This is a genomic window from Bradyrhizobium sp. SEMIA (assembly GCF_014844175.1).
GTDB lineage: Bacteria > Pseudomonadota > Alphaproteobacteria > Rhizobiales > Xanthobacteraceae > Bradyrhizobium > Bradyrhizobium arachidis.
Map to the genome: position 1 here is coordinate 1,585,630 of NZ_CP046601.1, position 13,648 is coordinate 1,599,277.

The following is a 13,648-nucleotide window of genomic DNA, read 5'->3' on the forward strand; positions in this document are numbered from 1 at the left end:
AACAAACAGGAACCCCCTATGAACGCGAAGCCCGGCTTCACCGATTATATCGTCAAGGACATTTCGCTCGCCGATTTCGGCCGCAAGGAGCTCTCGCTCGCCGAGACCGAGATGCCCGGCCTGATGGCCACCCGCGAGGAGTTCGGCCCGAAGCAGCCGCTGAAGGGCGCGCGCATCGCCGGCTCGCTGCACATGACAATTCAGACCGGCGTGCTGATCGAAACGCTGGCCGCGCTCGGCGCCGACATCCGCTGGGTCTCCTGCAACATCTATTCGACGCAGGACCATGCCGCGGCGGCGATCGCGGCCGCCGGCATTCCCGTCTTCGCCGTCAAGGGCGAGACGCTGAAGGATTACTGGGACTACACCGCAAAGCTGTTCGACTGGCACGGCGGCGGTCACCCGAACATGATCCTCGATGACGGCGGCGATGCCACGATGTACGTCCATCTCGGTCTGCGCGCCGAGAACGGCGACACCGCCTTCCTCGACAAGCCCGGCTCCGAGGAAGAGGAAGTCTTCTTCGCGCTGCTGAAGAAGCAGCTCAAGGAAAAGCCGAAGGGCTACTTCGCCGAGATCGCCAAGAGCATCAAGGGCGTTTCCGAAGAGACCACCACGGGCGTGCATCGTCTCTATGACATGCAGAAGGCCGGCACGCTGCTGTGGCCCGCCATCAACGTCAACGACAGCGTCACCAAGTCGAAGTTCGACAACCTCTATGGCTGCCGTGAATCGCTGGTCGACGGCATCCGCCGCGGCACCGACGTGATGATGTCGGGCAAGGTCGCGATGGTCGCGGGCTTCGGCGACGTCGGCAAGGGCTCGGCCGCCTCGCTGCGCCAGGCCGGCTGCCGCGTGATGGTGTCGGAAGTCGATCCGATCTGCGCGCTGCAAGCCGCGATGGAAGGCTACGAGGTCGTGACCATGGAAGACGCCGCGCCCCGCGCCGACATCTTCGTCACCGCGACCGGCAACAAGGACATCATCACCATCGACCACATGCGCGCGATGAAGGATCGCGCCATCGTCTGCAACATCGGCCACTTCGACAACGAGATCCAGATTGCGGGTCTGCGTAACCTGAAGTGGACCAATATCAAGCCGCAGGTCGACGAGATCGAGTTCCCGGACAAGCACCGCATCATCCTGCTGTCGGAAGGCCGTCTCGTGAACCTCGGCAACGCGATGGGCCACCCGTCCTTCGTGATGTCGGCATCCTTCACCAACCAGACGCTGGCGCAGATCGAGCTGTTCGCCAACAACAAGGACGGCAAGTACAAGAAGGAAGTCTACGTGCTGCCGAAGTCGCTCGACGAGAAGGTCGCGCGCCTGCACCTCGCCAAGATCGGCGTCAAGCTCACCGAGCTGCGCAAGGACCAGGCCGACTACATCGGCGTGAAGCAGGAAGGCCCGTACAAGTCGGACCACTATCGGTACTGATCCGCACGCAGTTGCGACGCAAAGGCCCCGGAGCGATCCGGGGCTTTTTTTGTCGGGCCCACCTGTGGTACGCTTGCAGGTAGAGCCGAAACAAGCCTGCCACTTCTGGAGCGGGCGGCCGCTTTTCCCACGTTCATTGTCAGAATGCATATGGAGGGAATGCGATGTCCAGCGAAGCCAATGTTCAGCTGTTAAAAGAAGCCTATCGGCAGTGGCACGACAGCAAGGGGCTAAACGTTGACTATTGGTTCGACAACGTCATCGGCCCGCAGATCAAATTCGATTCAATTCCGCAGGGGGCTGCGGCGATGCCGTTTGCCAAGCGGTATGACGATCGCAGCGCACTGCGCGGCTATTTCGATGGTCTGCTGGCTGACTGGAGCATGCAGTACTACACGATGAACGAATTCGTCGCGCAGGGCGACACGGTCGTCGCGCGCGGCGAATGCGCGTGGACCAACAAGAGGACCAACAAGGTCGCGAAGACACCGAAGGTCGACTACTGGCGCTTCAAGGACGGCAAGGCGGTCGAATTCCACGAGTACTTCGACACGGCCACGGTCTACACCGCCACTGTCCCCTGACGCTTGCAGTTTGGCGTGATGCTGCCCATGCTACGGCGAGAGAGAACGCCATGACCGAAGCCAAAGAACATTTCGACGTCCTCATCGTCGGCGCCGGGCTATCCGGCATCGGCGCGGGCTATCACCTTCAGACCAAATGCCCGGCCAAGAGCTACGTCATCCTGGAGGGACGCGACTGCATCGGCGGCACCTGGGATCTGTTTCGCTATCCCGGCATCCGCTCCGACAGCGACATGTTCACGCTCGGCTATTCCTTCAAGCCGTGGACCGATTCGAAGGCGATCGCGGACGGGCCGCAGATCCTGAACTATGTGCGCGAAACCGCTAGCGAGAACGGCATCGAGAAGCACGTCCGCTTCCGTCATCGCGTCAAACGCGCGGCGTGGTCGACGCAGGATGCGCGCTGGACCATCGAGGCCGAGCACATCACGGGTGAGGGCGCGACCGAGTTGGTGCGCTTCACCTGCAATTTCCTGTTCATGTGCTCTGGCTACTACAAATATGAGGCGGGCTACACCCCGGAATTCAAGGGCGTTGCCGATTTCGTCGGCCGCATCGTGCATCCGCAGAAATGGACCGAGGACATCGACTATCCGGGCAAGCGCATCGTTGTGATCGGCTCCGGTGCGACCGCGGTGACGCTGGTGCCGGAGCTCGCCAAGAAAGCGGCGCAGGTCACGATGCTGCAGCGCTCGCCGACCTATGTGGTGTCCCGCCCGGCGCAGGATCCCGTCGCCAACAAGCTGCGCCGAAATCTGCCGACGCGGCTGGCCTATCATGTCATCCGCTGGCGCAATGTGATGTGGGGGATGTTCTTCTTCCAGCTCAGCCGGCGCCGGCCCGCCAAGGTGAAGGACCTCATCCTCAAGGGCGTGCAAATGGCACTTGGGCCCGACTACGACGTCGCGACCCATTTCACGCCGCGCTACAATCCCTGGGATCAGCGGCTGTGCCTCGTGCCCGACGGCGACCTCTTTAAGGCGATCCGCGAAAAACGCGCCGCTGTCATGACCAACGAGATCGACACCTTTACCCGCGACGGCATCCGCCTGAAGGACGGCAGCGAGCTTGCCGCTGACATCATCGTCACGGCGACCGGGCTGGTGCTCCAGGTTGTCGGCGGTCTCGAGGTCAGCGTCGACGGCCGCGCCGTCGATTTCGCCAAGACGCTGACTTACAAGGGCATGATGTATGCCGACGTGCCGAACATGGCCTCGGCCTTCGGCTATACCAACGCGTCCTGGACGCTGAAATGCGATCTCACCTGTGAATATGTCTGCCGGCTCATCAACTACATGGACCGGCACAATTTCCGCCAGTGCATGCCGCACAATGACGACCTGATATCACCGCGCAGCCGTCGCTCGATTTCACCTCGGGCTATGTGCAGCGCTCGGTCGCAAAAATGCCGAAGCAGGGCTCGAAGCGGCCGTGGCGGCTCTACCAGAACTACGCGCTCGACATCGTCTCGTTGCGTTTCGGCCGGATCGACGACGGCGTGATGCAGTATTCCTGATCACGCCGACGCCTGCCTCTATGCCCTGCGCATGATGAGCGCGAGACCGAGGTCGATCGCGAGCGCGAGCACCACGGCGCCGCCGCCGAGGGCGAACAGCACGAGATAGTCGCCGCCGGTCTGCGCGTAGATCCAGGAGAAGCCGTAGGCGGCGGCTGCCTGGAACAGCGCAAAGCTGGTGGTGGCATGGCTCCATGTCGCGCGCTGCTGCTCGGTGGAGTGCAGCACGAGCTCATGGATGCGTCCGAGCACCAGCGGTACGATCCCCGGCGTGAAGCCGCCGACCACGACGCTCGAGACGATCAGCGAGAGCGGCGCGGTGCTGACGGTGGGCAGCAGCACGGCAGCCGCCTCGATCAGGAATGCCGCGCGCAGGGCCGGACCAAAACCCGAGCGATCGCCGAGATGGCCGGTGACGAGCGGGCCGACGATGGCGCCGAGGCCGTACAGCACCCAGTAGCGCGAGCCCGCGGCAATGCCCTGGCCGAGGCCGCGCGCGACGAAATCGACGATGAAGACCATGTGCGGCACCAAGGCCACCGCGTTGAGGCCGTATTGGACCAGCAGCGCGCGGGCAGCCGGCGAGGTGCGGTGGTGCTTCGCTTGATGCGAAGGCGCAACATCAGCCTTGGCTTCTGCGGGCCAGTTCCACCAGCTCGCGAGCGTGAGCACGGCCGAAAGCACGCCGAGACCATACCAGCTCTGTTGCAAGCCCTGTTGCAGCAACAGCGGCACCAGCGTGCCAGATGCGGCGACGCCGAGGCCAACCCCTGCGAAGATCACGCCGCCGACAATGCCGCGCCGCGCAGCTGACGTGTGCGGCAGAATGACGGAGGCCGCCAGCACCATGATGATGCCGCCGGTCAGGCCCGACAGAAAACGCCAGGCGAAGAACCAGGTAAACGATACCGGCGTTGCGCTGGCGAAGAAGGAGATGGTGGCGAGCAGCATCATCGCCCGCAGCGCGCGGACCGCGCCGATGCGTGCGGCCACAGCGCGCGCCGTGAGCGCGCCGGCGAGATAGCCGGCGAGGTTCGCTGCGCCGAGATAGACGACGTCGGAGGCGCTGAACCACTTTGCGGCGATCAGGGCCGGGATCAGCGGCGTGTAGGAAAACCGGGCGAGGCCAAGCCCGACCAGTGATGCTGACAAGCCCGCCACCGCATAGCGCCAGGTTGATTGCGATGTTGATCCCGGCCGCGGATGCGGCCGGGTCTCGATCTGTTGCTTCATATTCGCGTTGGTCATGTCATCCTCCTGCGCGCACGATGGCGCCCGGATCATCCGGCCTGGGCTGCGCGGCGGCGCCGGAATTCCAGCGCGGGCAGGCCGCCCCAGCCCCAATTGTCGGTGTCGACTTCCTCGATCACGACGAAGGTGGATTCGAGCGGCTTGCCGAGCACGTCGCGCAGGAGCTCGCTCGAGCCTTTGATCAGCGCCGCCTTCTCTTCCGCGATGAGCGACGCCGCTCCCGGCGTCGTTCCTTCGCGGGTCACTTGAATGGTGACGATAGGCATCGTGCTTCTCCTCGGCCTTAGTGGCCGGCGCTCTGGCCGCCGTCGACATGCAGGATCTCGCCGGTAACGAAGGAGGCACCCTCGAGATAGAGCACTGCATCGACGATGTCGGACATCTCGCCCATATGGCCCACCGGATGCAGCGCGCCGAGCTGCGCGTGCGTCGCGACCGGATGCATCGGCGACTTGATGATGCCGGGCGACACCGCGTTCACGCGGATGCCGCGCCTGGCATATTCGATCGCAAGCGACTTGGTCGCGGCACTCAATCCGCCTTTGCTTAGCGAGGCCAGCACCGAGGGTACGTTGGAATTGGCCTGATCGACCAGCGTGGTCGTGATCTGCACGATGTGACCCGAACCCTGCTTCTCCATCTCGGCGATTGCGAGCTGTGCGATGTTGAAGAAACCCGCGACGTTGGTGCCCATCACCGCCGCATAGTCCTCGGCCGTGTACTGCGTGAACGGCTTTGCGACGAAGATGCCGGCATTGTTGACCAGCGTGTCGACGCGGCCGAAGCGGGCGATTGCCTGGGAGACAACCCGTTCGGCAGTGCTCCGATCGGCGATGTCGCCGGCAACGGCGAGGACATCGTCATCGCCCGACGGCTTGATCGACCGCGCCGTTGCGACGACGCGGTAGTTGCGATCGCGAAAACCCCGGACCAGGGCGGCGCCGATGCCCTGCGATGCACCGGTGATGATGGCGACCTTCTGCTCGATACCCATGACGGGCTCCTGTTGTTGAACCTGCGCCAGCAACGGCTGGCTTGTCCGCTGAAGTACGCCGCAGCGCCCCGGCTGCGAATACACGTTGTCCGGCAGACACCGTTACGCGGCGCGAGCGAATGCCGGATCGGCGCCCGGCGGAGGTTGTCGCGGCGGGGTCGAGCGCCTAGCCTGTCACTCGAATGTGAGGGGGCGGCGCGAAGGCATGGATCGTCTGGATGCGATGAAGGTGTTCGTGGTTGCGGTCGACGAGGGCAGCTTGGCTGCCGCAGGCCGCAAGCTCGGCCGCTCGCCGGCGGCGGTGAGCCGCGCCATCGCCTTCCTGGAGGAGCGCGTCGGCGCCGAGCTGCTGCACCGAACCACGCGGTCGATCAGGCTGAGCGAGGAGGGCGAACGCTATGTCGCGATCTGCCGCCGTGTGCTCACCGAGCTGGAGGAAGCCGACGACATCGCCGCCGGACCGCGCACGGCGCCGCGCGGCCTGCTCACGATCACCGCTCCCGTTGTCTCGGGCGAGATGGTGCTGCGGCCGATCCTCGACGCGTTTCTCGACGCCTATCCGACCGTGTCGGCAAAGCTGTTGCTGTTCGACCGCGCGGTCAACCTGATCGAGGAGGGGGTCGATATCGCGCTGCGCATCGGTCCTCTCGCGGACTCGGCGATGGTGGCGATGCGGGTCGGCGGGATCAGCCGCATCGTGGTGGCCGCGCCGCGATATCTGAAGCAGCATCCGCGCATCACCGAGCCCGGCGATCTCGCCAAACATCAGATCGTCGCGATGGCGCACCTGCCCAATTCCTGGACCTTTGCGCCGCAGGCCGGGTCGCCCGCCGCCCGCACCGTGCAGTTCACGCCGCGGCTCGTCGTCAACAGCACCTATGCGGCCGTGGCGTCCGCGGTCGCCGGGCGCGGCGTGGTGCGGATGTATTCGTACCAGGTGGCCGAGCAGGTCGCGCGCGGCGAGCTCGAGATCGTGCTGGCCGGCGATGAGGATCCGGAGATGCCGGCACATCTGATCTGCCCGCAGGGCCGGCTTTCGGTGCCCAAGGTGCGGGCCTTCACCGACTTCGCCGTGCCCCGGCTGAAGAAGCAGTTTGCGCTGCTGAAGGAGAGCATCAAGGCGCGCTGAGCTGCTTCGCGCCTCCGCAATGCGCTGTTTTGCGTATACGGCGGCCCGGTCGAATCGGCGATGGTTCCGGAACGGTTAACGCCGATTTTACGGATGAGTCCTAGCCTGCCTCGGCCGGGGTTATTCGCAAGGCCGAGGTGAGCCCAATGGAAGCCCAGAAGATCGCGGTCGACGCCGTCGTCGCGCTGACCGATTGCGACCGCGACGCCGTCATTGCCTTCATCCGCCGGCTCTATCTCGCCGGCGTCACCGACCCCAAGCGCCTGACTTTCAAGGGGCTCCAGGCGCTGTCGCGGGCTTGATTCGTCCGGTTTCGGCCCTTTCAGCCCCAAATTCCGTACGAGTGCTCTCCCCAGCGTGATTGCAACCCACCGGCGAATATCTTGCCGCTCGGGCCGCGTCGGGCTACACGACAATCCGGCTGGGTCACTTGGGATTTGGGGAAATGCTGAGACAGCTTTTTGCGCCGCAACTTGTCATTTTGTATGTGCTTGCGGCATCGACAATCTACGTTCACTTCCGCGGCAAGCAGCGGCTGCGCTTCGCGCGCCAGCTTGGCGACCACTCGACCTATCTCGCACCTTACAACGTGCTGATGTATGCGGGCTCCGCCGTGCCGAACAAGCCGGTGATCTCGGTCGATCAGTTTCCGGAGCTGAAGCCGCTCAGCGAGAACTGGGAGACCATTCGCGACGAGGCCGTGCGCCTGTTCGACGAGGGCTTCATCCGCGCGGCGGCGAAGAACAACGACTGGGGCTTCTACTCGTTCTTCAAGAGCGGCTGGAAACGGTTTTACCTGAAATGGTACGACGACTTCCTGCCGTCGGCGAACACGCTGTGCCCGAAGACGGTGGAGCTGCTCACGTCGATCCCGAGCGTGCACGGCGCGATGTTCGCGATGCTGCCCCCAGGCGGCAAGCTCGGCGCCCACCGCGATCCGTTCGCGGGCTCGCTGCGCTATCACCTCGGCCTCGTTACGCCGAACTCGAACAAGTGCCGTATCCTGGTCGACGGCGTCGAATGCGTCTGGCGTGACGGCGAGGCCTTCATGTTCGACGAAACCTTCATCCACAGCGCCGAGAATCAGACCGACGTCAACCGCATCATCCTGTTCTGTGACGTCGAGCGCCCGATGAAGTACGGCTTCATGACCGCGATCAACCGCTGGGTCAGCCATCACATCGTCAAGGCGTCGGCGACCCAGAACGTCGAGGGCGAGAATGTCGGCGTGCTCAACAAGGTGTTCGGCAAGCTCTACGAGATCCATCTCGGCAGCCGCAAGGTCAAGGAGTGGAACCGCAACGTCTATTACACGCTGAAGTACTCGCTGACGGCGCTGATCCTCGGCCTGATCGTGTTGTCGGCGTTGCGGTAATCCGCCCTACGAGCGGACTCAAAAAGCCCCGGAGTGATTTTCCGGGGCTTTCTTATTATGGATGGGCTCTGGTCGTGATCACACCGGCTTGGCGCCGGTGTTGATGATCGTGCCCACATGCTGCCCGCGCAGCGCCGCGCTGATGCGGCCGGGCACGAGGCCGTTGACGACCTGCACGCGCGCGATGTGGCGTGCATTCGCCATCACCTCGAGGAGCGCGGGATCGAACGGCAGCGTGCCCTTGAGCTTGGCAAGCTCGATGAAGCTGGTCTCCTTCAAGAGCTCAGCCTTCTTGCCATCGGCGCCGTTGGGGTCGTCGGTGTAGACGCCATCGACATCTTCCACGATCGTGAGACCGGCAGCCCCGAGTGCGTCCGCCAGCAGGAAGGCGCCGGTATCGGCCCGATGCAGCGGGATGCGCGTGGTCGGGAATTCGTGATGGTGGTAAGGCGGAAATGCGCTGCCGACGACTGCGCGGGCCGCCTGGAGGTGGATCGCGAGCTGGCTCGCGATGGTGGGATGCTCGACATAGGAGACGCCCTCCGGCGCGAGCAGGCTTGCGAGGATATGGCCGTTCTGGCCGGCCTCGCTGACCGCGAGCGGGGCGAGCGAGCCGACGGGAAGGCCGAGGTCGAGTCCGACGCTGTAGAGATGGCGCGCGCGGATGCCGGCGCCGGTCAGGATCAGGAGGCGATGCTCGGGCAGCAGCGCGCGCAGCTCGTCGACGAGCGGCAGGATCGCCTCGTGGCCGCGGTCCATGACGCGGCCGCCGATCTTGATCACCTGCAGCCAGGGTAGCAGCTTGATCGGGCGGTTGCCGGCGACGGGACGGGTGAGGTCGCTGTCCAGAAGAGTCTGGCGCGCGAGCGGCGAGGCGACGTGCTTGATCTGGTTGGTGTCAGCCATGACGGGGTGCTCTTCAGCTCGCGGTGATGATGGTACCGACGTGCTCGCCCGCGAGCGCGCGGGTGAGATTGCCGGGGACGAGGCCGTTGACGATCTGCGCCTCGCGGACATGGCGCGAGGCGGTTAGCAGATCGAGCACCGGGAATTCGAGGATTGAATCCTGCAGGCCCTTCGCCTTCATCTCCGCGACAGAGATTTTCGGGATGAAGGTCGCGTTCTTCGACGTCTTCGGGTTGGCGGTGTAGAGGCCGTTCTCGTCCTTCACATAGATCATCGCCTTGCAGCCGAATTGCTCGGCGACGAGGAAGCAGCCGGCATCGGTGCGGTAGGGCGGGATCACGCCTTCGGCCGCGGGACGCATCCACAGGCTGTAGGGCGGCATGCCGCTGAAGATCACCGCGTTGACCTCGGCAAGGAACAGCGGCACCGACGAAAGTCCCGCGCTCGAGACGGCGGAGATGCCGTGCTTGGCGAGCAGCTGTCCGAGCATCGCGGCGTTCTGGTCGGCAACGGAAGCGCCGAGCTGCGACAGCACGCCGGCCGGCAGGCGAAGCCCGGCCGCGATCGAATAGAGATGCCGCGCGCGCGTGCCGGCGCCGGTGCCGATCAGCAGCTTGTGCGCCTTGCGGGCCGCGACGATCTCCTCGACGACCGGATAGACCGCGGCACGGCCGCGATCGATCATGCTCTGGCCGCCGATCTTGATGACGGTCGCATCCGGGAGGATGCGGAAATCCGAAGCCTTCTCCGTTGCGGCCACAAGCTGCGGGTCGGTGAGCGAGCGCTGCATCAGCAGTGCTTCGAGCTCGGTGGTCGTCGTCGACATCAGAGACACCTCTCGTTGGCAATGCGTTCTCTACGGTGGCCTCGTCGGTCCTGACCGCTGGGGCGAGTCTTGCTGGATAGTTCGGCCCATGGCAACAAGATTGCCAGCATTCAACGGCTGAATTTGGAGCAGGCGAATGGCCTCCTTGCCAACCGCGACCCCCGAGATCACGCAGTTCTTCCGCCAGTGGCTGGAAACCTTCGCCGGCTATGTCCGCGAGGTCGACTACGCCTCGGCGCGACCGCTCTTTCATCCGGACGTGCTGGCCTTCGGCACGCATAACGACGTCATCCCCGGCCTCGACCAATGGGTCAAAACGCAATGGGACAACGTCTGGCCGAAGACGACCGACTTTCGATTCATCCTCGAGCAGGTCTCGATCCTGGCATCCCCCGACGGCACGATGGCGACGGTGATCGCGCCGTGGACGAGCACGGGCTATCACCCCGATGGCAGCGCGTTCCCGCGTCCGGGCCGGGCGACCATGGTGTTTTCGAAAAATGGCGATGGGTGGCTGTGCGTCCATTCGCACATGTCGCTCAATCGCGGTGTCCCCCAGACGTCTCACGCCAACCGGTCCGTGAAGGCCTGGTAGCGGAAATCCAATCCCCGCGCGCGCTCTTACTGATGACGATCGCACGTGGTTGTGGTATGTCTTCATCTCAACTGTTGGGGGGGGCATGAAGGCGATATCGTACATAGTTGCGAGCCTGGTGCTCGCGACAGCCACAACTGCAATGGTAAGTGCCGCGCCAAAGCACGCGATCCAGGAGGCCACCGATAGCGGCTCGGGATGCTCGGGGACAAGTTGGCCCGGTCTCTCGCCACGCCCGTGCAGATTGCCGGGTGTCACAACCTATAATGAATGCACTAAATTAATCAGGGAACGGACCGGGGCCGGCACCAATACTTGGTGGATATGCTCTAGCGGTCAGTACAAGGAGTGAAAACAGGCATCGCCGTGAAGTCGATCGCGATGCTTTCGCGACGATGCATGTAAAAGCCCCGGAGGTGCGCTCCGGGGCTTTGTCGTTCGAAGCCGCAGCGAGGCGCTATTCCGCCTGACCGATGTTCACCTTCAGCGTGCCGACGCCGTCGACGCCGCATTCGAGCTTGTCGCCGGGCTGGAGCTGCGACACGCCGGCGGGGGTACCCGTCATGATGATGTCGCCGGCGGCGAGCTTCACCTGCTGCGAGAGCTGCCAGATGATCTCGGGCACGTTCCAGATCATCTCATTGAGGTCGCCCTTCTGGGCTTCCTTGCCGTTGACCGTGAGCCAGATCTTGCCCTGCGAGGGGTGGCCGATCTTCGAAGCCGGCTGCACCGCAGAGGCGGGCGCGGAGCCGTCGAACGACTTGCCGATCTCCCACGGACGCTCCTTCTTGCGCGAGGCGATCTGGAGGTCGCGGCGGGTGAGGTCGATGCCGACGGCATAGCCGTAGACGTGATCGAGCGCCTTGTCGGCGGGAATGTTGAGGCCGCCGCTCTTGAGCGCGACGATCAGCTCGACCTCGTGATGGAAATCCTTGGTCAGCGGCGGATACGGGATGGTGGTGCCGTCGGGCACCAGCATGTCCGCGTGCTTGGCGAAGAAGAACGGCGGGGCACGCTCGTCATTGCCCATCTCGCGGATGTGCTCGAGATAGTTGCGGCCGACGCACCAGATGCGGCGCACGGGATAGCGGCCGGCCTCGCCGACGACGGGAAGCGAAGCCTGGGGCGGAAGCGGGATGACATAGGAGGCGGCGTTCATGGAGCGATCTCGCTGCTCTTGAGGTTGATGAGGAACTCTATGCGGTTGCGCTGATCGGCGCCAGAGCGCCGGCATCGTGATGTTGCAGCCGGAAGAACGAGGCATAGCGCCCGCCGCGGCGCAGGAGTTCGTCGTGACGGCCCCGCTCGACGATCTCGCCGCCCTCGACCACGAGGATGCTGTCGGCGTGCATGATGGTGTGCAGGCGGTGCGCGATCACGATGGTGGTGCGGTTCTGGCAGAGGTGCTCGATCGCCTCCTGCACCTGTCGCTCGGATTCGGAATCGAGCGCGGCGGTGGCTTCGTCCAGGAGGATGATCGGCGCGTTCTTGATCAGCGCGCGCGCCACCGCGATGCGCTGACGCTGGCCGCCCGAGAGCTGCGTGCCGTGCTCGCCGACCGGCGTGTCGTAGCCGAGCGGGAAACTCATGATGAAATCATGCGCGCAGGCCGCTTTCGCAGCTTCGATGATCTCGGTCTCGCTCGCACCGGGCTTGCCGAAGGCGATGTTGTTGCGGATGGTGTCGCGGAACAGATAGACGTCCTGGCCGACATAGGCAGTCTGCGCCCGCAGCGACTTGCGCGAGACCGCGCCGATCGACTGGCCGTCGATCACGATGTCGCCTTGCGTCACCTCGTAGAACCGCAGCAGCAATGCCAGCACGGTCGACTTGCCGCCGCCGGAGGGGCCGACCAGCGCGGTGACCTTGCCGGGCTCGGCCACAAAGCTCATGCGGTTGAGGACGGTCTCGCCGTTGCGATAGGAGAAGCTGACGTCGCGCAGCTCGATGCGGGCGTCGGTGAGCTTCAGCGCCGGCTTGTCGTCGTCGGAATGCTCGCTCGCCGGGCTGTCGACGACCTCGAGCAGCATGCGTGCGCCGACCAGCTGGCTGTTGAGATCGATGTTGAGCCGCGCCAGCCGCTTGGCCGGCTCGGTCGCCATCAGGAACGCAGTCATGAATGAGAAGAACGCGCCGGGCGTGGCGTTGAGCGCGACCACGGCATAGCCGCCGTACATCAGGCAGCCGGCGACGGCGAAGCCGCCGAGCATCTCCATCAGCGGGTTCGAGCGGTTGGCGACGCGGGCCATCTTGTTGGCATTGCGCTCGACGATCGCGATGTTCTCGTCGATGCGGCTCTGCATGGTCTCTTCGAGCGTGAACGCCTTGACGGTGCGGATGCCCTGCAGCGATTCCTGCATCGTCTCCATGATGTCGGCGGTGCCGGTGAACTGGTTGTAGGCGAGGCCCTTGATGCGCTTGACCAGCTTGCGCAGCACCAGCATCGCCGGCGGCACCGCGACGAGGCCGATGAACGTCATCAGCGGGTCCTGCCACACCATCACGCCGATCATGGCGAGCAGCATCAGCAAGTCGCGGCCGACGGCGTTGACGAGCATGTTGAGCACGTCGGTGATCGACTTGGCGCCGGCCGTCAGCCGCGCCAGGAATTCGGACGAATGCCGCTCGGAGAAAAAGCCGACGCTCTCGCGCATCAACTTGGCGAACAGCTGGCGCTGGTTGGTGGCAAGGATCGCGTTGCTGATCTTGGTCAGGATCACCATGTGGCCGTAGGTCGCCACGCCCTTGATGAAGAGCAGGATCACAGTGATGCCGGAGAACATCGCGATGCCCGGGACGTTCTTGTCGACATAGGCCTGGTTGATGACCTGGCCGAGCACATAGGTCGCAGCCGCGGTCGCGCCGGCGGCGAGCGCCATCAGCGAAAAGGCAACCAGGTAGCGCCGCCAGTAGACGACGCCCTGTTCCATGACCAGGCGGCGAATCAGGACCGCTGCCGCATAGGGATCGTCAGTGATTTTCTTTGGAAACTGGGCCATCCGGTGTCCATTGACGGCGCAGGGAAAAGCCTG

The 13,648-nt window shown here is 64.3% G+C and carries 13 protein-coding genes and 1 pseudogene; 7 read left to right on the forward strand and 7 right to left on the reverse strand.

The window, feature by feature from the left end:
- The first annotated feature begins 18 nt into the window (after window positions 1-18).
- The 3 genes and pseudogenes from ahcY (at window position 19) to FOM02_RS07555 (ending at window position 3,540) form a co-directional block, all read left to right on the forward strand.
- Entirely contained in the window at window positions 19-1,440 is a 1,422-nt protein-coding gene (ahcY, locus tag FOM02_RS07545) for an adenosylhomocysteinase (RefSeq protein WP_027564898.1), read from the forward strand.
- A gap of 164 nt (window positions 1,441-1,604) precedes the next feature.
- The gene (locus tag FOM02_RS07550; protein ID WP_265441543.1) at window positions 1,605-2,024 is read left to right on the forward strand and encodes a nuclear transport factor 2 family protein; all 420 of its coding nucleotides are present in this window, start codon (window positions 1,605-1,607) and stop codon (window positions 2,022-2,024) included.
- A gap of 50 nt (window positions 2,025-2,074) precedes the next feature.
- Window positions 2,075-3,540 (forward strand): annotated as a pseudogene (locus FOM02_RS07555) (flavin-containing monooxygenase).
- A gap of 18 nt (window positions 3,541-3,558) precedes the next feature.
- Here the strand turns inward: FOM02_RS07555 and FOM02_RS07560 are convergent.
- Genes FOM02_RS07560 through FOM02_RS07570 form a run of 3 tightly spaced genes read right to left on the reverse strand, consistent with a single transcriptional unit; the run spans window position 3,559 to window position 5,785 of the window.
- Window positions 3,559-4,788, reverse strand: coding sequence for an MFS transporter (locus tag FOM02_RS07560; RefSeq protein ID WP_265441544.1), 1,230 nt, complete (start codon window positions 4,786-4,788; stop codon window positions 3,559-3,561).
- A gap of 32 nt (window positions 4,789-4,820) precedes the next feature.
- Window positions 4,821-5,057, reverse strand: coding sequence for a tautomerase family protein (locus FOM02_RS07565; RefSeq protein WP_265441545.1), 237 nt, complete (start codon window positions 5,055-5,057; stop codon window positions 4,821-4,823).
- 17 nt (window positions 5,058-5,074) lie between these two features.
- Entirely contained in the window at window positions 5,075-5,785 is a 711-nt protein-coding gene (locus FOM02_RS07570; protein ID WP_265441546.1) for an SDR family NAD(P)-dependent oxidoreductase, read from the reverse strand.
- A 205-nt stretch (window positions 5,786-5,990) separates the two neighbouring features.
- On the opposite strand from FOM02_RS07570, the gene FOM02_RS07575 reads away from it, so the two are divergent.
- The 3 genes from FOM02_RS07575 (at window position 5,991) to FOM02_RS07585 (ending at window position 8,289) form a co-directional block, all read left to right on the forward strand.
- A complete protein-coding gene (locus FOM02_RS07575; RefSeq protein ID WP_027564894.1) occupies window positions 5,991-6,914 on the forward strand; it encodes a LysR family transcriptional regulator in 924 nt (307 codons plus the stop codon).
- 146 nt (window positions 6,915-7,060) lie between these two features.
- Complete coding sequence (locus tag FOM02_RS07580; RefSeq protein WP_014493894.1) at window positions 7,061-7,216, forward strand: hypothetical protein; 156 nt, start codon at window positions 7,061-7,063, stop codon at window positions 7,214-7,216.
- Between the two features lie 143 nt (window positions 7,217-7,359).
- Window positions 7,360-8,289 carry an aspartyl/asparaginyl beta-hydroxylase domain-containing protein gene (locus tag FOM02_RS07585; RefSeq protein WP_265441547.1) on the forward strand — a complete coding sequence of 310 codons (930 nt, stop codon included), beginning with the start codon at window positions 7,360-7,362 and terminating at the stop codon, window positions 8,287-8,289.
- Window positions 8,290-8,367: 78 nt separating this feature from the next.
- On the opposite strand, the gene FOM02_RS07590 is transcribed toward FOM02_RS07585, so the two are convergent.
- On the reverse strand, window positions 8,368-9,195 hold the full coding sequence (locus tag FOM02_RS07590) for a molybdenum storage protein subunit alpha (RefSeq protein ID WP_265441548.1): 828 nt from the start codon (window positions 9,193-9,195) through the stop codon (window positions 8,368-8,370).
- Window positions 9,196-9,208: 13 nt separating this feature from the next.
- Window positions 9,209-10,021: a uridine kinase gene (locus FOM02_RS07595; protein WP_265441549.1), complete on the reverse strand. Its 813-nt coding sequence runs from the start codon at window positions 10,019-10,021 to the stop codon at window positions 9,209-9,211.
- A gap of 136 nt (window positions 10,022-10,157) precedes the next feature.
- Here FOM02_RS07595 and FOM02_RS07600 point away from each other — a divergent pair, with 136 nt between their 5' ends.
- A complete protein-coding gene (locus FOM02_RS07600) occupies window positions 10,158-10,616 on the forward strand; it encodes a YybH family protein (protein WP_027564890.1) in 459 nt (152 codons plus the stop codon).
- 457 nt (window positions 10,617-11,073) lie between these two features.
- Here the strand turns inward: FOM02_RS07600 and FOM02_RS07605 are convergent, their stop codons facing one another.
- Window positions 11,074-11,775 carry a fumarylacetoacetate hydrolase family protein gene (locus tag FOM02_RS07605; protein WP_027564889.1) on the reverse strand — a complete coding sequence of 234 codons (702 nt, stop codon included), beginning with the start codon at window positions 11,773-11,775 and terminating at the stop codon, window positions 11,074-11,076.
- 37 nt (window positions 11,776-11,812) lie between these two features.
- Window positions 11,813-13,615, reverse strand: coding sequence for an ABC transporter ATP-binding protein (locus tag FOM02_RS07610; RefSeq protein WP_027564888.1), 1,803 nt, complete (start codon window positions 13,613-13,615; stop codon window positions 11,813-11,815).
- Window positions 13,616-13,648 lie beyond the last annotated feature (33 nt).